At 46.0% G+C, this 18,757-nt stretch carries 17 protein-coding genes and 1 other annotated feature; of the genes, 11 read left to right on the top strand and 6 right to left on the bottom strand.

Annotated features, from left to right (window positions below; all coding sequences use genetic code 11):
• Positions 1-50 precede the first annotated feature (50 nt).
• On the bottom strand, positions 51-767 hold the full coding sequence (arcA, locus tag F0265_RS19900) for a two-component system response regulator ArcA (protein ID WP_006957769.1): 717 nt from the start codon (positions 765-767) through the stop codon (positions 51-53).
• 325 nt (positions 768-1,092) lie between these two features.
• On the opposite strand from arcA, the gene F0265_RS19895 reads away from it, so the two are divergent.
• Positions 1,093-1,482, top strand: a complete 390-nt coding sequence (locus tag F0265_RS19895) for a DUF3293 domain-containing protein (protein WP_171750114.1) — start codon at positions 1,093-1,095, stop codon at positions 1,480-1,482.
• A 29-nt stretch (positions 1,483-1,511) separates the two neighbouring features.
• Positions 1,512-1,997 (top strand): putative 4-hydroxy-4-methyl-2-oxoglutarate aldolase, encoded by a 486-nt coding sequence (locus tag F0265_RS19890; RefSeq protein ID WP_019278037.1) that lies wholly within the window; start codon positions 1,512-1,514, stop codon positions 1,995-1,997.
• Here the strand turns inward: F0265_RS19890 and F0265_RS19885 are convergent.
• Complete coding sequence (locus F0265_RS19885; RefSeq protein ID WP_006957766.1) at positions 1,994-2,455, bottom strand: hypothetical protein; 462 nt, start codon at positions 2,453-2,455, stop codon at positions 1,994-1,996. The genes F0265_RS19890 and F0265_RS19885 overlap by 4 nt on opposite strands.
• A gap of 283 nt (positions 2,456-2,738) precedes the next feature.
• Positions 2,739-2,858, top strand: a sequence feature (Thr leader region).
• Between the two features lie 31 nt (positions 2,859-2,889).
• Here F0265_RS19885 and thrA point away from each other — a divergent pair.
• The 3 genes from thrA to thrC are packed head-to-tail and all read left to right on the top strand — an operon-like array spanning position 2,890 to position 7,603.
• A complete protein-coding gene (gene thrA / locus F0265_RS19875) occupies positions 2,890-5,349 on the top strand; it encodes a bifunctional aspartate kinase/homoserine dehydrogenase I (RefSeq protein WP_171750113.1) in 2,460 nt (819 codons plus the stop codon).
• Between the two features lie 17 nt (positions 5,350-5,366).
• Positions 5,367-6,323, top strand: a complete 957-nt coding sequence (gene thrB, locus F0265_RS19870) for a homoserine kinase (RefSeq protein WP_171750151.1) — start codon at positions 5,367-5,369, stop codon at positions 6,321-6,323.
• On the top strand, positions 6,320-7,603 hold the full coding sequence (gene thrC, locus F0265_RS19865; RefSeq protein WP_171750112.1) for a threonine synthase: 1,284 nt from the start codon (positions 6,320-6,322) through the stop codon (positions 7,601-7,603). The genes thrB and thrC overlap by 4 nt, the downstream gene beginning before the upstream one ends.
• Positions 7,604-7,666: 63 nt before the next feature.
• Here thrC and F0265_RS19860 read toward each other — a convergent pair whose 3' ends face one another.
• The 4 genes from F0265_RS19860 to mtnN form a co-directional block, all read right to left on the bottom strand.
• Positions 7,667-8,287 carry a TRIC cation channel family protein gene (locus F0265_RS19860; protein WP_171750111.1) on the bottom strand — a complete coding sequence of 207 codons (621 nt, stop codon included), beginning with the start codon at positions 8,285-8,287 and terminating at the stop codon, positions 7,667-7,669.
• An 83-nt stretch (positions 8,288-8,370) separates the two neighbouring features.
• A complete protein-coding gene (gene btuF / locus F0265_RS19855) occupies positions 8,371-9,195 on the bottom strand; it encodes a vitamin B12 ABC transporter substrate-binding protein BtuF (protein WP_171750110.1) in 825 nt (274 codons plus the stop codon).
• Positions 9,196-10,149: a cobalamin biosynthesis family protein gene (locus F0265_RS19850; RefSeq protein ID WP_171750109.1), complete on the bottom strand. Its 954-nt coding sequence runs from the start codon at positions 10,147-10,149 to the stop codon at positions 9,196-9,198.
• Positions 10,150-10,172: 23 nt separating this feature from the next.
• A complete protein-coding gene (gene mtnN, locus F0265_RS19845) occupies positions 10,173-10,871 on the bottom strand; it encodes a 5'-methylthioadenosine/S-adenosylhomocysteine nucleosidase (protein ID WP_171750108.1) in 699 nt (232 codons plus the stop codon).
• Positions 10,872-11,086: 215 nt separating this feature from the next.
• Here mtnN and rpsO point away from each other — a divergent pair, with 215 nt between their 5' ends.
• The 6 genes from rpsO to vpsR all read left to right on the top strand — a co-directional run bounded on the left by rpsO (position 11,087) and on the right by vpsR (position 18,414).
• Positions 11,087-11,356: a 30S ribosomal protein S15 gene (rpsO, locus tag F0265_RS19840; RefSeq protein ID WP_006957756.1), complete on the top strand. Its 270-nt coding sequence runs from the start codon at positions 11,087-11,089 to the stop codon at positions 11,354-11,356.
• A gap of 316 nt (positions 11,357-11,672) precedes the next feature.
• On the top strand, positions 11,673-13,805 hold the full coding sequence (pnp, locus tag F0265_RS19835; RefSeq protein WP_038163683.1) for a polyribonucleotide nucleotidyltransferase: 2,133 nt from the start codon (positions 11,673-11,675) through the stop codon (positions 13,803-13,805).
• Between the two features lie 134 nt (positions 13,806-13,939).
• The gene (gene nlpI / locus F0265_RS19830) at positions 13,940-14,857 is read left to right on the top strand and encodes a lipoprotein NlpI (RefSeq protein ID WP_171750107.1); all 918 of its coding nucleotides are present in this window, start codon (positions 13,940-13,942) and stop codon (positions 14,855-14,857) included.
• Between the two features lie 108 nt (positions 14,858-14,965).
• A complete protein-coding gene (locus F0265_RS19825) occupies positions 14,966-15,379 on the top strand; it encodes a MarR family transcriptional regulator (RefSeq protein WP_171750106.1) in 414 nt (137 codons plus the stop codon).
• A 60-nt stretch (positions 15,380-15,439) separates the two neighbouring features.
• Positions 15,440-16,777, top strand: coding sequence for an MATE family efflux transporter (locus tag F0265_RS19820; RefSeq protein ID WP_171750105.1), 1,338 nt, complete (start codon positions 15,440-15,442; stop codon positions 16,775-16,777).
• A 302-nt stretch (positions 16,778-17,079) separates the two neighbouring features.
• On the top strand, positions 17,080-18,414 hold the full coding sequence (gene vpsR, locus F0265_RS19815; RefSeq protein WP_019275505.1) for a cyclic-di-GMP-binding transcriptional regulator VpsR: 1,335 nt from the start codon (positions 17,080-17,082) through the stop codon (positions 18,412-18,414).
• Positions 18,415-18,757 lie beyond the last annotated feature (343 nt).

Below are 18,757 nucleotides of genomic sequence, written 5' to 3'. Positions count from 1 at the left end.
ACAAAAAAATGGAGCCAATTGGCTCCATTTTTCTATCTTCATTCTGGTGATTATTCTTCTAAATCACCACAGAATCGGTAACCTTCACCGTGAATAGTCGCGATGATTTCTGGCGTACCAGAGACTGACTCAAAGTGCTTACGGATACGACGGATAGTCACATCGACAGTACGGTCATGTGGCTTAAGCTCACGACCAGTCATTTTCTTAAGCAGGTCAGCACGTGTCTGGATCTTGCCTGGATTTTCACAGAAGTGAAGCAGGGCACGGAACTCAGAACGTGGTAGCTTGTAGCCATCGCCACTTGGGCTAACCAGTGAGCGGCTATTGATATCCAATACCCAGCCGTTGAATTCGTATTTCTCAACGCTACGTTTCTCTTCCGTTACTACACTGGTGCTCATTGAGCGGTTCAGCAGGTTACGAGCACGGATAGTGAGTTCACGTGGGTTGAACGGCTTAGTAATGTAGTCGTCTGCACCGATCTCAAGACCAAGGATCTTGTCGACTTCGTTGTCACGACCAGTCAGGAACATTAATGCCACATTTGCTTGCTCACGCAGTTCACGTGCAAGCAGAAGGCCATTTTTACCTGGAAGGTTGATGTCCATAATAACCAGATTTACCTGGTTGTCAGACAGCACCTGGTGCATCTCTTCACCGTCACTGGCCTCGAAAACAGCGTATCCCTCTGCTTCAAAAATACTCTTTAGAGTGTTACGAGTTACTTGCTCATCTTCAACAATAAGAATGTGCGGGGTTTGCATTGGCGGTACCTAAACTTGTGAAAAAATTGTGCTAATAGAATAAATTCTAGGCAAAAACCTAACATACAGGTAATGTGATGTTGATAATAAACCAAAGACTGTAAAAATACATTGTTTCTTTGGTTGCCCGCCTTCCTTGGTCCCAATTCGCTTTTTGAGGTCCCTTTTCCTCACACGTTCTATTAGTCTTTGAGGCGGATTCTATAATGTTAACAGCATGCTAACAACGTCAGAATGTTAATTCCATGCACTTTGTTGATTTATATCAAGAGTTCGAATGTAACAAATATTAATAGTCTAAAACAAATGTAAAACTGTGGTTTATATGATGGTTGATGCACAACTTTGGCAAGAATATTCAGACCCTTACTTCAAATTCATTCGCTCGCTGAGCTGTCATCAGTTTGCCATTATCACGGCGTGGAACCCCGCCAGTCAGTGCCAGTCCAAACAACAAAATCAGCGAAATAATCACTACTTAGTTCAAGAATTTAGCCATACTTACTTTGTTGAAGTGCTAGTGGGAGATGAAAGTTTCGGTTGGGCTGAAGAGAGTTTCGCTGTCGATATTGATGAGTTACAGGCACTAGAGCTAGGGCGTAAATATCAGCAGAACGCCATTTACTATGTTGATGGTAATGAGCTGTTTTTACTCTCCTGTTTGGCTGACGGAGCGAAAGTCAGTTTAGGTGAGTGGGAATATCGATGCAGATAAGAAATTAAAGCCATATTCATGGAGGAAAAATGAAAGATATAACACCGGATATATGTGATAAACATGAAGATAAAGTAACGTCGTTGGATTTGCCCTTACACACTTTTGGTAACAAAAGTGCGTTCTGGGGAGAAATTGTCACGGTTCGCTGCTACCACGATAACTCCAAAGTGAGAGAAACCTTGAGTCAGGACGGCAAGGGCAAAGTGCTGATCGTCGATGGACATGGTTCCTGTCAAAAAGCCTTGCTTGGTGATCAATTGGCGATCCTAGCGATTGATAATAACTGGGAGGGCGTGATTGTTTATGGTGCTATCCGTGATGCGGCTGCAATGGCGGAGATGGAACTGGGAGTCAAGGCGCTCGGGACCAGCCCATTTAAAACGGAAAAGCGTGGGGCGGGTGACACGAATGTGACTTTGACGATACACAACCAAATGATCCAGCCCGGCGACTACGTCTACGCCGACTGGAATGGTGTGTTAACCTCTACAGAATTGTTGGATTGGAGTTAGAAGCGAAAGCCGATACCGACTTCCAGCTCTTGTTGCCACTCTTGATGTTCGAGAGTGGCATGGAGATCGAGATTTTCAGTCAATCTCATGCGACTTGAAACTTCTGCGGCAATGACTTTATCTGTCCCCTCAGCCGTGTTTTCTTCGTTGTAAGAATGCAGGGTACTTTTTACCGAGACTCTTGGCGTTATCTGATAGCTTACACCACTTAAAAATCCACTTTCGTTGGTATTACTCCCTTGATTAACACGGGCTCCTACATACAAATCAATGTTATCAAACACATTATAAGAATAACCGCCATCAATCTTCCAAGTATCAAAGTCGTGTTGATCGGTCTCACTGGAGAGGAATAGCTTATGTGGGGATGCTTTTTGCTGTGATGGTAAAGCAGGGAGCTCTGTAGCCACTGACGAGCACGCAACAAGAGTAAGCAAAAGGCTTAGTGTTTTTTTCATTTGCCACTCCTTGGTCGTTATTTATCCACTGCAAGATCAATTAAAGCATAAAACAAAAGCACTGGGAGAATCTTTTTCAGCTAAAACTGGATCCAACCAATATGCATTCTGATTCATTTTGTTTTGTGATGAGATAACTTATTGAACTGGCTCACAGAAGCCAATTAGACCGAAGTGTAAACAAAAAATAAAAACTTTTCGTTGACTCATGCTAAACAAATAGGTTAAACGTATGGGTAAGCAAACACACAATCGCAACAAAATTAAACTATGCAAAACCACAGCCACCTAGTAATGACCACAACCATTATTATTACCGACATTACACATGTTGGGGCAGGCTGCTAAGCGAAAGAAATTCAAAAAAAAGGCCTGTATCCCACAAGATACAGGCCTTTTTTTATAACTAAATTTACAGATATTTGGAGGAAGGGATGCGTGTTTTAAAGTTTGGAGGCTCATCATTAGCAGATGCTGATCGTTTTTTACGAGCTGCGGATATCATTGCTAATAATGCTCAGCAGGAAGAGGTCGCTGTTGTTCTCTCAGCACCAGGTAAAACAACCAATAAACTGGTTGCCGTGATTGATGGGGCGTTGAAAAATGGCGAGGCCGAGCTGCAAATCGCTGAGTTGGAAGACTCTTTCCGCGATCTGTATCAGGATATCAAACAAGTCTTGCCTAACATTGATGGTTCCGGCTATGACAACCAAGTAAAAACCTCTCTGACTCAACTGCGTCAGTTTGTGCACGGTATTAACCTGTTGGGTATGTGCCCAGATAACGTCAATGCTCGTATCATTAGTAAAGGTGAACGTGTTTCCATTCAGCTCATGAAAGCGGTATTGGAAGCAAAAGGTCAACCAGCTAGCCTGATTGATCCGGTTAAATACCTTTATGCGAACGGTGAACACTTGGAGGCGATGGTTGACGTTGAGGTTTCGACTCAGAATTTCCGCCAAAATCCACTGCCTAAAGGTCACGTCAATATCATGCCTGGTTTTACTGCAGGTAATGAAGAGGGCGAACTCGTCACTCTAGGTCGCAACGGCTCTGACTACTCGGCTGCGGTATTAGCAGCGTGTCTACGCGCTGATTGTTGCGAAATTTGGACAGATGTCGATGGCGTCTACAACTGTGACCCACGCTTGGTTGATGATGCGCGTCTACTGAAATCACTTAGCTATCAGGAAGCGATGGAGCTTTCTTACTTTGGCGCTTCTGTGCTTCACCCTAAAACTATCGCTCCAATTGCCCAATTCCATATCCCATGTCTGATCAAAAACAGCTTTAACCCACAAGGTGCGGGCACGTTAATCGGCCAAGACACTGGGGAAGACAAACTTTCCATTAAAGGCATTACCACGCTAAGCGATCTGACCATGGTCAATGTTTCAGGTCCGGGAATGAAAGGCATGGTCGGAATGGCGAGCCGCGTATTTGGTGCCATGTCTTCATCGGGTGTCTCTATTGTACTCATCACTCAGTCTTCTTCTGAGTACAGCATCAGTTTCTGTATTGAGGCGGAAGATAAAGCCATCGCTCAGCAAGCGCTCAGCGACTCGTTCGAGTTGGAGCTCAAAGACGGCCTGCTTGAGCCTGTTGAGTTTATGGATGATGTCGCCATTGTGACTTTGGTTGGTGATGGTATGCGCACTTCTCGCGGCGTCGCCTCTCAATTCTTCTCATCTTTGGCAGAAGTGAACGTTAATATCGTGGCTATCGCGCAAGGTTCATCGGAACGTGCGATTTCAGCTGTGATTCCTGAAGATAAGATTTCTGAAGCGATTAAAGCGTGTCATGAGAACCTGTTTAACTCTAAACACTTTTTGGATGTATTTGTGGTCGGTGTCGGCGGCGTTGGTGGCGAGCTGGTGGATCAAATTCAGCGTCAGCAAGCGAAATTGGCGGAAAAAGGCATCATTCTAAGAGTCTGTGGTTTGGCGAACAGCAAGGGGCTGTTGCTCGATAGTGAAGGTCTGCCATTAGAGCACTGGCGTGACCGCATGAACGACGCAACTGAAGAATTTAGCCTCGCGCGATTGATTTCTCTGGTTCAGCGCAACCACATTATCAACCCAGTGTTGGTGGATTGTACTTCTTCAGAGTCTATCGCTAACCAATATGCGGATTTCTTGGCCGCGGGCTTCCACGTTGTCACTCCAAACAAAAAAGCCAACACAGCGAGTATGGCGTATTATCATCAGCTGCGTGATGTCGCCCGTAGTTCACGTCGTAAGTTGATGTACGAAACAACAGTTGGCGCTGGTCTACCAGTAATCGAAAACCTGCAAAATCTTATCTCCGCAGGGGATGAACTTGAGCGCTTTAGCGGAATTCTTTCTGGTTCTCTGTCCTACATCTTCGGTAAGCTTGATGAAGGTATGACGCTAAGTCAGGCGACCAATATTGCTAAAGACAATGGCTTTACCGAGCCGGATCCTCGTGATGATCTGTCTGGTATGGATGTCGCTCGTAAGCTACTAATTCTTGCGCGTGAAGCCGGCATGAATTTAGAGCTGGAAGATGTGATTGTTGATCAAGCATTACCACCAGGCTTTGATGATTCAGGCAGCGTAGATGAGTTCATGGCACGATTGCCTGAAGCGGATGCGTACTTCCAAGAGTGGTCCGCCAAGGCCGCGGAAGATGGCAAAGTGTTACGTTATGTTGGAGAAATCAATGATGGCCAATGTCGTGTGAGCATTGCCGCCGTTGATGAAAATGATCCTATGTTCAAGATCAAGGATGGTGAGAACGCATTGGCCTTCTACAGCCGTTACTATCAGCCAATTCCACTGGTATTACGTGGTTATGGTGCGGGTACAGAAGTTACCGCGGCTGGGGTATTCTCAGATGTGATGCGTACTTTAGGATGGAAACTAGGGGTTTAAAACGAATGAGTAGTGGTATGGATGTGGTGGTTTACGCCCCAGCGTCAATTGGTAACGTGAGTGTTGGTTTTGATGTGCTCGGTGCTGCGGTGTCGCCTATTGATGGCACCTTACTTGGTGACCGAGTGATGGTGAAAGCTGGAAACGAGTCTTTTAGCCTCAAAACGGCGGGCGATTTTGTTTCCAAGTTACCGGAAAACCCTAAAGAAAATATCGTTTATGATTGTTGGCAAGTGTTTGCCCGAGAGTTAGATAAGAAAGGTGTGACTCTGTTACCTCTTGAAATGACGCTTGAGAAGAACATGCCGATCGGTTCTGGGTTAGGCTCCAGTGCCTGCTCTATTGTCGCGGCTCTGGATGCGTTAAACCAGTTCCATGGTAATCCGTTGGATAAAACTGAGCTATTGGCATTGATGGGTGAGATGGAAGGGCAGATATCTGGTGGTATACATTACGACAATGTCGCACCATGTTACCTAGGTGGTGTTCAACTAATGCTTGAAGAGCTTGGCATCATCAGTCAGGAAGTGCCATGTTTTGATGACTGGTACTGGGTCATGGCGTATCCAGGCATCAAGGTATCAACGGCGGAAGCACGCGAGATCCTACCATCTCAATATCGTCGTCAGGATATCATTGCTCATGGTCGACACTTGGCTGGCTTTATCCATGCTTGCCATTCGAACCAGCCAGAGCTGGCGGCTAAGATGATCAAAGACGAGATCGCTGAACCGTATCGTGAGAAACTGCTACCGGGCTTTGCTGATGCACGTAAATATGCGGCAACAGCAGGCGCTCTGGCGACGGGCATTTCAGGAAGTGGCCCGACGCTGTTTAGTATTTGCAAAGATAAAGATGTCGCTGAGCGAGTTGCTCGCAGGTTAGAACAAAATTACGTACAAAACCAAGAAGGATTCGTCCATGTTTGTCGTTTAGACAAACAGGGCTCGAAAGTAACAGGAAGTGAGCTATGAAGCTTTACAATATAAAAGAAAATGATGAACAAGTTTCCTTTGGCCAAGCCGTTCGCCAAGGGTTAGGCCGTAATCAAGGTCTGTTTTTTCCATCGGAATTGCCGAAATTTGATGATGTTGATGCGCTGCTATCAGAAGACTTAGTCTCTCGTAGCACTAAAATTTTGTCAGCGTTGATTGGTGATGAGCTGAGTGAAGAGCAAGTTAACTCTATGGTTGACGCGGCGTTTCAATTCCCAGCACCAATCAATCAGGTTAAAGATGGTGTTTATGCTTTAGAATTGTTCCATGGTCCAACTCTAGCGTTTAAAGACTTCGGTGGGCGCTTTATGGCGCAATCTCTTGCGGCGGTATCAGACGGCGGCAAGATTACTATTCTGACCGCAACCTCTGGCGACACTGGTGCAGCCGTGGCACACGCTTTCTACGGTATGGAAGACATCAATGTTGTGATTCTTTACCCGAAAGGCAAGATCAGCCCACTACAAGAGAAGCTATTCTGTACGCTTGGTAACAATATTCACACCGTAGCGATCGATGGTGACTTCGATGCTTGTCAGGCACTTGTTAAGCAAGCTTTCGATGACGCGGCATTGCGTGAAGAAATTGGTCTAAACTCTGCAAACTCAATCAACATCAGTCGTTTGATGGCGCAAATCTGTTATTACTTTGAAGCTGCAGCGCAAATGAGTAAAGAGCAGCGTGAGAATCTTGTTGTGTCAGTGCCAAGTGGTAACTTCGGTAACTTAACCGCTGGTCTATTGGCGAAAGCGCTGGGTCTGCCAATTAAACGCTTTATTGCTGCAACGAACGCCAACGATACTGTGCCACGTTACCTAGAGACAGGTAATTGGGAGCCAAAACCAACAGTTGCGACGACATCGAATGCGATGGATGTAAGCCAGCCAAACAACTGGCCGCGCATCGAAGAGCTATGCCGCGTGAAAGAGTGGGGCTTGGAGACATTAGGTAAAGGTGCGGTTTCTGATGAGCAAAGTGCGCAGTCAGTGAAAGATTTGCACTCGCTCGGTTACCTATGTGAGCCACACGGTGCCATTGCATACCGCGTCCTGGAAGAGCAATTACAAGAAGGCGAAACGGGTCTATTCCTTTGTACGGCTCACCCTGCGAAATTCAAAGAAGTCGTGGATGAGATTTTGGACTCCGACATTGATTTGCCAGGTCCGCTGGCAAAACATGCCGCGATGGAACTGCTTTCTGAAGATCTTGCCAATGACTTTGACTTGCTGAAAGACGTTCTGCGTCGAGTACAAAAGTAATTGGTTGCTGAAAGTAAAAAGGTCACCTCGGTGACCTTTTTTTATGTGCCTGACCCGTTTTAATTAACGATTGAGCGCAAATGTTGGCAGAGACAAGTGCCAGCGAATGGCGCCTAGGCGAATCAACAAAGTAGAAAAGACACCGGCTAAGAATGCAGTGTCAGGATCATGTCCCATCGCCAGCGCTGTGGTGTGAAATACCCCGCCGATAATACACGCCGTGGCATAAACTTCACTTCTCAGTACCATTGGGACTTCCCGAGCGAGCACATCACGGATGATGCCGCCGCCACAACCGGTAATCACCCCCATGATGATCGCAACCAGTGCTGAACCCTGATAAGCCATGGTTTTATCGACACCAATACCAACGAACACCGCGAGTCCAATGGCATCACATACGGGCAAAATCCACCAAGCTAGACGTTTAGGACGGCGAACAATGATCATCGTTAGCAGGCAGGTGATCAAGATGGTCCACAAATAGTTTGTGTCAGTAATCCAGAATACTGGGGTGGCACCTAATGCCATGTCACGAATCGTACCGCCTCCAATAGCGGTAACGCTGCCAAGTACGGCAACACCAAAAGGGTCCATTTTGAGTCGGCCGGCAAGCAGCACTCCTGAGACAGCGAAAATGGCGGTGCCGAATAAATCGACACTGTATAGCAGCATGGAATCCACGGGATTAATATCTCTTACAAATGCTCAGTGATCCTGAGGAATAAAAACGACGGCGGATTGTATGGTATCAGAGCTAAGCAGTGTTAGCGATTTTGCCTGACGATTTCGAAGTGCTCACAAACTTCTTCGATTGCATTCAGCGTTCTGGGGGTCGGTCGGTTGAGCCAGTCTGAATTCAGTGACCAGACGTATCCGTTTTCAACCGCAGACAACTGTTTTTTCCAGTCCAGCCAAGGGTTCCCTTTTGCGATGGCATGCTCTGAGGTAAAGATGACTTCTGGGTTACTTAATACCACTTGTTCAGTGCCAACTTGTGGGTAGGGTGCGGCACTTTGTTCAAACACATTCTCACCACCACAAAACGAAAATACTTCGCTTGGCCAATTCCCTTTTGCAACGGTAATTATCGGCTGTTCGCTCAGCTGATAGAAATACCTTACTGGGATATCCGTTTGATAGCGTTGCTTAAACTTCGCCAGCTGATTCCTATAATGCTTGGCTGTATTGAGTCCGACGGATGGATCTTGAGAATATTGGCTTAATTGTTCGATGTTGTTGGCAATGTCATCCAGCGAGCTGGTTGTCGAGTAGTAAATGTTGATACCAAATTGCTTCAGCTTTTCCAATTCTCTAGCAGGGTTACCGGCAGGCCATGCGATCACCAGATCAGGCTGGAGCGCAATAATGCGTTCGAGCTTTATACCTTGGTAGTTGGAGACTTTTTCAAGCTTTGTTGCCTGTTCAGGGTAATCGCTGTGTTCACTGACTGCGATCAGTTTGTCACCCAACCCCGCAGCAAATGCCATTTCGGTCGCGTGAGGGGCCAAGCTAATAACGCGTTCCACGGGAGCTGCGTTAACCAGCGCGGAAACCAGTAATGTAATGAAGGTAAGCAGCCGTATCTGCATTTAGATTCCTTGATAAATGAGGCCCATGATAGCGCTTTGTACCATGATCCAGGCGAACATTCGCCATGCCAGCAGGCGCTGCACTTGAGCGATATGTATGGCAGACGGCGCAATTCGGCCACCGAGCTTACTGCGAACTGATTTTTTGCCGTCATAAATAGCAGGTCCACCGAGAGAAAGCTCTTGTTTCGCGCCGACGGCGATGATCAACCATGATGGTCCCGGTAGCGGCCAAGTCGCTGCTTGTTGCTTAAGCAGAGCCCACACTTCGCTGGTTCTGTTTCCCAATGCAATCATAACGGCGAATAAGCGTAATGGGATGTAATCCAAAACGGCGACAGTTCGAATGACAGGGAGGCCAAAAGGTGAAAACTTCTCGCGTGAGGGTGACCAGGCTCGGGCGAGTTCTACCGTCATACGATAAATGAAGGCGCCAATCCCTCCTGTAATGGCGTACCAAAATAGCACTGCGACCACATTGCGACCGTATGACATGATGAGGGTTTCTGTGCCCGCTTTTCCTAAGCCGAGAAGAGACAACGACTCGGTGGAGCGATTCACCATTGGCTTGAGGAGCATTTTAGCGTGCTCTTTATCTTCTCTGGCCAATGCTTCGACAAAGTGGACGGTGAATTTATCGGTATTGCGCCAGTCTATGGCGAGTAATAACAGCGCAAGCTCAAACAACTGGGCTTGCCACACCAACGGCTTTAACGCGATTAATACGGTGAGCATAGGGACGATCATCAGCAACCAAGCCAGAGTGCCTGAGATCATGCTTTGTGAATAACTGGAATTGGTATTGACCTTGTCGGCCAGTTGCTCAGCAAATTTGTGCCATAAAATAGCAGGGTGCGCTTCACGGGGAAAAGGGAGTATAAGGTGAAACAACAAAGCGCCCCATAACACTAGGAGCGCTCCGTTTGAGTATAACTGATTAAAAAGTTCTTCCATGAGTATCAGCCACTCGCTATTGATTATGCTTTAAGCAACTCAACCATTTTGAAGACCATTTCAGAAGAGCTCTTTGCAGCTAGCGGTAGAAACTCTTCGAAACTCATTGGTGACTCTTTGTCAGCCACGTCTGAAATGGCACGCACTACAACAAACGGCACTTTAAATTGGTGACAAGCCTGAGCAATTGCAGAAGCTTCCATCTCAACGGCAATCACCGATGGGAAATGTTGGCGGATAAACGCCTGACGCTCAGCGGTGCAGACAAACGTATCACCAGTACAAATCAGGCCACGTACAGCGTGTTTGTCTTCCATTTGTGACAGTGCTTTTTCCGCAATGTCCATCAGCTTCGCATCCGCAGTGAAAGCCGCAGGTTGCCCGGCCATTTGCCCCATTTCATAGCCAAACGCTGTTACATCTGCATCGTGGTGACGAACTTCTGTCGAAATAACCACATCGCCCAAATTCAGTGTTGAATCAAAACCACCCGCAGAACCTGTATTGATGACAACATCTGGTTGGTATTCATCAAGCAAGACAGTGGTACCGATTGCTGCTGCAACTTTACCGATACCAGATTGAAGTAGGACGACGTCCACGCCGTTCAGTTGACCAGAGAAGAAAGTGCAACCCGCTTTTGATACTTCTTTGCAGTTTTCAATAGCTTGCTTAAGAATAGAGACTTCTTGCTCCATTGCACCGATGATGCCGATTTTCATAAGGAATCCTGTTATTTCAAATAGGTAGCTTTTAATCCGCTAAGTGTAACAGAAAAGGGCAATAACGGAACGGCCTTCGTCTCCGCCTCCCGTGCGAAGTGCGTAAATACCTATTGCTTAAGCAACGAGCATCCCCTATAATTCTCGCTCCTCGTGTCGGCTGAATCAGAGATTGGCTGGCACAACGTTTAACCTACTCTTATTAGGAGAGAATTATGTCTCTGAATGCAGAAACTAAAGCAGCAATCGTTGCAGATTACGCACGTGGCGAAGGCGACACTGGTTCACCAGAAGTACAAGTAGCTCTACTTACAGCTTCTATCAACCACCTACAAGGTCACTTCAAAGCGCATAAAGGCGATCACCACAGCCGTCGTGGTCTTCTACGTATGGTTTCTCGTCGTCGTAAACTTCTAGATTACCTAAAAGGTAAAGATCTAGATCGTTACCACGACCTAATCAAGCGTCTAGGCCTACGTCGCTAATTAGCGACTGCATAGAGCAGTTTGTCGGAAAAGGGGCTTTTTGCCCCTTTTTTGTTGCCTAAATTTAGCCAAATCCGTTTTATCCCGTTATAATACGCACGCCCATACTCATGTTGTTTGAGTATTAAAAGCAAAAACTCATTGCATTACAGTCAACCTCGTCGACCAAAAGGTCGCGACTATTAAAAATGACATTGCCTCTCCTTAAGTTTCGGATAGCAACAGTGCGTTTTTACTAGTCGCGATTTGTAGTGCCTTGAGTGTCAATTAACACTATCTGAGCCCCATTTGGATGCCTCAGAAACAAGGAATAACAATGTTCGAAAAACCAGTTGTTAAAACGTTCCAGTACGGTAACCACACGGTTACTCTAGAAACTGGCGTTATTGCACGTCAAGCTACAGCAGCAGTTATGGTGACAATGGACGATACTGCGGTATTCGTATCTGTTGTAGGTAAAAAAGAAGCGGTAGAAGGTCAAGACTTCTTCCCTCTAACGGTTAACTATCAAGAGCGTACTTACGCTGCGGGCAAAATCCCTGGTGGTTTCTTCAAACGTGAAGGTCGCCCTTCTGAAGGTGAAACGCTAACGGCTCGTCTAATCGACCGTCCAATCCGTCCACTTTTCCCAGATGCATTCAAAAACGAAGTTCAAGTTATCGCGACAGTTGTGTCTGTAAATCCAGACGTTCAACCTGACATCGTAACAATGATCGGTACGTCAGCGGCACTTGCTATCTCTGGTATCCCGTTCAACGGTCCTATCGGTGCGGCACGTGTTGGTCACATCGACGGTCAACTTGTGCTTAACCCAAGCAACACTGAACTAGAAACGTCTAAGCTAGACCTAGTTGTTGCGGGTACTGAAGGCGCTGTTCTTATGGTTGAGTCAGAAGCTGACAACCTAACTGAAGAAGAGATGCTATCAGCAGTGGTTTACGGTCACGATCAACAGCAAGTTGTAATCAATGCGATCAACGAATTCAAAGCTGAAGTTGCTACTCCTGCTTGGGATTGGGTTGCTCCAGAAGAGAACACAACGCTTGTAAACAAGATCGCTGAACTTGCTGAAGCTAAGCTAGTTGAAGCTTACCAAATCACTGAGAAGATGGCTCGTTACGACCGCATCCACGAGATTGCTGGTGAAGTAAACGAAGTTCTTCTTGCTGAAGATCCAGAAGCAAACACAAAAGAAATCCACACTATCTTCCACGATCTAGAGAAGACAGTGGTACGTCGCAGCATCATCGCTGGTAACCCACGTATCGACGGTCGTGAAAAAGACATGGTTCGTGCGCTAGACGTACGTACTGGTGTTCTTCCACGTACTCACGGTTCATCACTATTCACTCGTGGTGAAACTCAGGCGCTAGTAACTGCGACTCTAGGTACGCAGCGCGATGCTCAAATCATCGACGAGCTAACGGGTGAGCGTAAAGATCACTTCCTACTACACTACAACTTCCCTCCATACTGTGTAGGTGAGACTGGTTTTGTAGGTTCTCCTAAGCGTCGTGAAATCGGCCACGGTAAACTAGCTAAGCGTGGTATTGCTGCAGTAATGCCATCTGTAGACGAGTTCCCATACACAGTACGTGTAGTATCAGAAATCACAGAATCTAACGGTTCTTCTTCAATGGCTTCTGTATGTGGTACGTCTCTAGCGCTTATGGATGCTGGTGTTCCAATCAAGTCTTCTGTTGCGGGTATCGCAATGGGTCTTGTTAAAGAAGGCGACGATTTCGTTGTCCTTTCTGACATCCTTGGTGACGAAGACCACCTAGGTGACATGGACTTTAAAGTAGCAGGTACTAACACTGGTATCACTGCACTTCAGATGGACATCAAGATCGAAGGTATCACTAAAGAGATTATGCAAATTGCTCTTAACCAAGCGCAAGGTGCACGTAAGCACATCCTATCTGTAATGGATGAAGCTATCTCTGGTGCTCGTGACGATATCTCTGAGTTCGCTCCGCGTATTCACACAATGAAGATCAGCGCTGAGAAGATCAAAGACGTTATCGGTAAAGGTGGTGCAGTTATCCGTGCTCTAACTGAAGAGACTGGCACAACTATCGAAATCGAAGACGACGGTACAATCAAGATTGCTGCAACTGAAGGTACAGCTGCGAAAGAAGCAATCCGTCGTATCGAAGAGATCACGGCAGAAGTTGAAGTTGGCCGCATCTACACAGGTAAAGTAGCGCGTCTAGCAGACTTCGGTGCATTCGTAACTATCCTGCCAGGTAAAGACGGTCTAGTACACATCTCTCAAATCGCTGACAAGCGTGTTGAGAAAGTGTCTGACTACCTAGCTGAAGGTCAAGAAGTTCAAGTTAAAGTACTTGAAATCGACCGTCAGGGCCGTGTACGTCTAAGCATGAAAGAAGCAGTTGAAAAGACTGAAGAAGCATCTGCTGAAGAGAAACCAGCAACAGACGCATAATGCGATACTGGTAAATGGGCTGGTTCGGTGAATTAGCCTATTTTGCTAAAAGCATGTTATAAAGGGAGCATTACGCTCCCTTTTTTAATGCGGCCGATACTGAGCAGCGTGCTCAGCAACAGGAGTACTTATTTGTGAAATGGTTTCAAACCGCAACACTTAGTTTAGCGTTATTGGTGACGGCAGGTTGTGCCACTACATCAAATAACAGCGCTGAGTGGCTTTACCCACCAATGGCTGTGCCGTTGCAAGCAAGCGTTCAGCAAGAAGTGCAGATCGCTCGTTTGAGTCAGTTACTTCAACGTCAGGATCTTCCTAAAGAAGTCCGGGCGAAGATGCTTTATGAGCGTGGTAATTACTACGATAGTGTAGGCCTGCGCGATTTGGCCAGACTAGATTACAATCAATCACTGTCGCTTAACCCTGCGCAGCCAGATCTGTTTAACTTACTTGGTGTTTACTTCACTCAGGTTGGAGAGTATGACGCTGCCTACGATGCGTTTGACTCTACTTTGGAGCTTGACCCTGCAAACTCCTATGCAGCCCGAAATCGTGCGATTGCATTGTATTACGGTGGTCGTATCGATCTTGCATTAGAAGATATGACAGAGCATTACCAAGAAGATACAGCAGACCCTTTCCGAGCACTTTGGCTATATATTGTTAAATCGGAAAAAGATCCTCAGGCAGCCACTGCAGAGCTAATGTACCGTTATGAGCAACGTGACGAACAGTGGGGCTGGGTGCTAGTGGCAATCACCTTAGGTGAAATCTCGGAAGATGAAGCTTTCAAAGCGATCTTAGTCGGTACACGTGACAATACCTTGTTAGCGCAACGTCTAACAGAAGCGTATTTCTACCTCGGCAAGCGTTACCAGAGCCAAGGTGACTACGCGAGTGCAATCTCCCTCTACAAACTCGCTATTTCGTTTAACGTGTATGAGTACGTTGAGCATCGTTATTCGTTCTTGGAATTGACCCGAATTTACAATGAGGTCAAGGAAGAACAGTTAGCCAAAAAGGCTCAGGATCAACAACAAGCCTCCAACTGAATCAATATTGAATGATAAAACCGCTGTCCCGCAGCGGTTTTTTTATTGCCATTTATTTTAACTATCACTAAAATAGTTAGCCTTGCTAACTAAAAGTACTGAGATCTTATGGCTCTGGAAAACTGCCTGATAGAACTGGAACGTTTTTGCGCCAAAGCGTGGCGAGTGCATGCTAAAGAAGACCCTTTATCTCTATTGAGTTTTAACGAGTATGACTACTTGAGGGTCATCGAAGAATTTCCGGAAGGAATTCGTATCACTGACCTAGCCAATGAGATGAAAGTAACCAAACCGTCCGCGTCGAATATGGTCGCGCGGTTGCAAAAGAAAGGGTTAGTTTCACGTATCTCATGTCTGCAGGATGCACGTTCAAAGCGAGTCATACTGAGTAAGCAGGTGTTAAAGGATTTATCGAAAGAACAGTTAGTTTATCAGCATATTGCGCAAGCGATGAGCAACAAACTGACGGAACAAGAAGCAGGGCAGCTTGTATCTCTGTTGGAAAAGTCACTAAAAGGCTAACAGGTTCAACAATTTTCAATTTAACTATTTAGTTAGCCTAGCTAACTTATGGTGAGGGAAATGCAAACTTCCATATATAAACAGTTTTGGAAATACACAATTCCCACCGTCGCTGCCATGCTGGTCAATGGTTTGTATCAGGTGGTCGATGGTGTATTTATTGGTCGCTATGTTGGCGCTGATGGGCTCGCAGGAATCAATGTTGCCTGGCCCGTGATCGGCTCAATTCTAGGAATTGGCATGCTGGTAGGCGTGGGTACCGGGGCGATGGTGTCGATTCGTCAAGGTGAAAAAGACGCACTAGGTGCGAAACAAACTCTGGCGACAGGTTTGGTACTCTTACTGGCGTTAACCCCTGTGGTGTCTGGGTTACTGTTTTTCTTCGCTGATGACTTCTTGCGTTGGCAGGGCGCTGAAGGACGCGTGTTTGACTTAGGGTTACAGTATCTGCACATCTTGATAGGTGCCAGCGTATTTACCCTTGGCTCGATTGCTATGCCGTTCTTACTGCGTAATGACGACAGCCCAAATTTGGCGACTATGTTGATGGTCGTGGGGGCGCTAATCAACATTGTGCTCGACTACCTATTTATCGCTTGGTTAGGTTGGGAGCTGACTGGTGCGGCGATTGCGACCGGAATTGCTCAGATGGTTGTTACCATATTGGGAGTAGGGTACTTCTTCTCACACAGAGCCAAACTTCGCCTACGAATTCATGAGCTGAAACTTAAGTTGGCGCTAGTGCCTCAGATATTTTCCATCGGTACATCCAGCTTTTTTATGTACGCCTATGGTTCGATGATGGTGGCGTTGCACAATAGCTTGTTTGCTCAATATGGCGATCAGCTCTTGATTGGTGCCTATGCCATTTTGGGCTATATCGTGACCGTGTATTATCTGACCGCCGAGGGTATCGCCAACGGTATGCAACCACTGGTGAGCTATAACCATGGTGCACGCCATCAGGCCAATATTCGCAAGTTGCTCAAAGTGGCGATGGTCAGCTCTGTGGTCATCGGAATGGCGTTTGTGCTTTTGCTGAATATCTTCCCACGCGAGTTTGTGTCTGTATTTAACTCAACGGATACTCAATTGATCGATAATACGATTCTTGGCATTCGATTACACATGTTTGCGCTTGCGTTGGATGGATTCCTTGTTGTTGCCGGAGCCTACTATCAGGCGATCAATAAAGGCAGCAAAGCCATGTTTGTCACTATAGGTAATATGCTGATTCAGTTACCTTTCTTGTACATAATGCCTAAGCTGATGGGCGTTCCAGGAATCTGGATTGCCTACCCGCTGTCAAACATCGCGCTGAGTATTGTTGTGGCGATGATGCTATTAAAAGACATTCGACGTTATAACGTACAGCCGTCAGAACAAGCATTGGCATAACATGTCGACATTGTTTTAAACAGAATCCGGTATAGGCAACGCTTATACCGGATTTTTTTATCTGGCGGAGATGCAATGTCTGAAATTGTTGCAATAGAGCTTTAGCACTATGTCTCGTTTTGTGCCGAGAGATGCATACTCGTGTTGAATGTTGATCGCATTGTCGTTTGGAATTTATATAATTCACTGGCTAGTCTTAGTAATGAGACAGATTATCTTGCCGAGTCTCTATAATGTAACGGCTAAGTTTTGGTGCCTCTGGAGGCACAGCATTAAAATTTGAATCAATAGGGATACATTTCATGGCTAGTCAGTTCCGAATGGACTCCATTCCTGGTTCACTTATCGTTGTCGGTGGTACGTATGAGCCCTGGCTGTCGGTGTTAGAGCAAGTAGGATGGCGTTGTACTCAGTGTGCAGATTTACGCAAAGCAGACGCTTTGTTCAGCGAAACAGGGCCTTGCATTGGCATCGTCGACCTTAGTCATGATGAGTTCAGTCTCAATGGTATTGCGAATTTGGTGAGTAACCATAAGCAAGTCCGTTGGCTCGCGTTTATTCGTGAATCGCAGTTAAGTTCAGATACCATTTGCCAGTTTATCGTTAACTTTTGTATCGACTTTTTCACTGCGCCAATCCCGGATGCTCAGCTTCTCAGCACTATTGGCCATCAACTTGGTATGCTCAAGTTAGAGAAAAAAGTTTGGCCACACTATGGCAGCAATAATGACATGGGGCTGATTGGAGAGTCGATCCCAATGAAGCGTCTGCGCGATCAGATCAAACGTATCGGTCCAACTGACGTCAGCATTCTGATTTACGGAGAGAGTGGTACTGGCAAAGAAACCGTGGCTCGCGCCGTGCATAAAACCTCTTCTCGGGCGCAGAAAGAGTTCATTTCTGTCAATTGTCGCGCTATGTCGGAAAGGCGTCTTGAGAGCGATTTATTTGGTATTAACCGCGATGATGCCTCTGAGCCTTCGATTCTTGAAAAGGCGGATGGTGGCACCATACTGCTTAACGATATTCTTACTCTGCCTAAGTCTCAGCAGTTGAATTTGCTGCGATTCCTTCAGGAAGGGACTATCGAGACAGTGAATGGTCGTCAGGAAATCGACGTGCGTATTCTGGCCGCCAACTCGGCGGATATCGAAAAAGCGTTGATTGATGGTGATTTCAATGAAGAGCTTTACCACTACATCAATGTCTTGCGCATCAATGTGCCAAGCTTGAAAGAGCGTGCGGGGGATATCGCGATTCTCGCGCGTCATTTCCTTCAGGAATATTCTAAGGAATACAACGCTCAGGCTCGCAGTTACACAGAAGAAGCTACACGTGCTCTGACGCGTTATCACTGGCCGGGTAATGTCCGTGAGTTGATGAATCAGATCAAGCGTATTGTTCTGATGTCTGAAACTGTGATGTTGGATGAAGAACATCTCGATTTACCTAAACGCAGTGACGGCAAACGCAGCTTGAAGAGCATTCGTGAACGCAGTGAACGTGATGCGCTTCTATTAGTGCTGGAGTCTCATTCTGGTCAGGTCTCAATGGCAGCGAAAGAGTTGGGTGTATCGCGTGCCACTATGTACCGATTACTTAACAAACATAACTTAATTAGTGATGCGACAGTGTAATTAGCTGTTTTATTTACATAAAGCCACACTCTCAGCAGTGTGGTTTTTTTATTTTCATAGAGCATAAATCGTTGAAGCTTATATCACCTAGTGGAATATCTTATATTCATGAGTTTGGTATGGTTATTTTTAGGTTAAAAAATTGTATTTTAATTTTATGCAACAAAGTGGTTGAAATATCATCGCCCATGCATAGAATTTAACCATGAGTACAAGCTCATACATCGAAACACTTTTCTATTTGGATTAATACATTGCTAGGAGGCGCACAATGAAAAATTTCAACGTCAATTCATTGATTACTGCGTCTTGCGATCAAGTATCGATCATGGCGGCTAAACAA

This window comes from Vibrio sp. RE88 (assembly GCF_013113835.1).
GTDB lineage: Bacteria > Pseudomonadota > Gammaproteobacteria > Enterobacterales > Vibrionaceae > Vibrio.
Note: the sequence above shows the minus strand (reverse complement) of the source record. Positions and strands in the feature narration are given on the sequence as shown.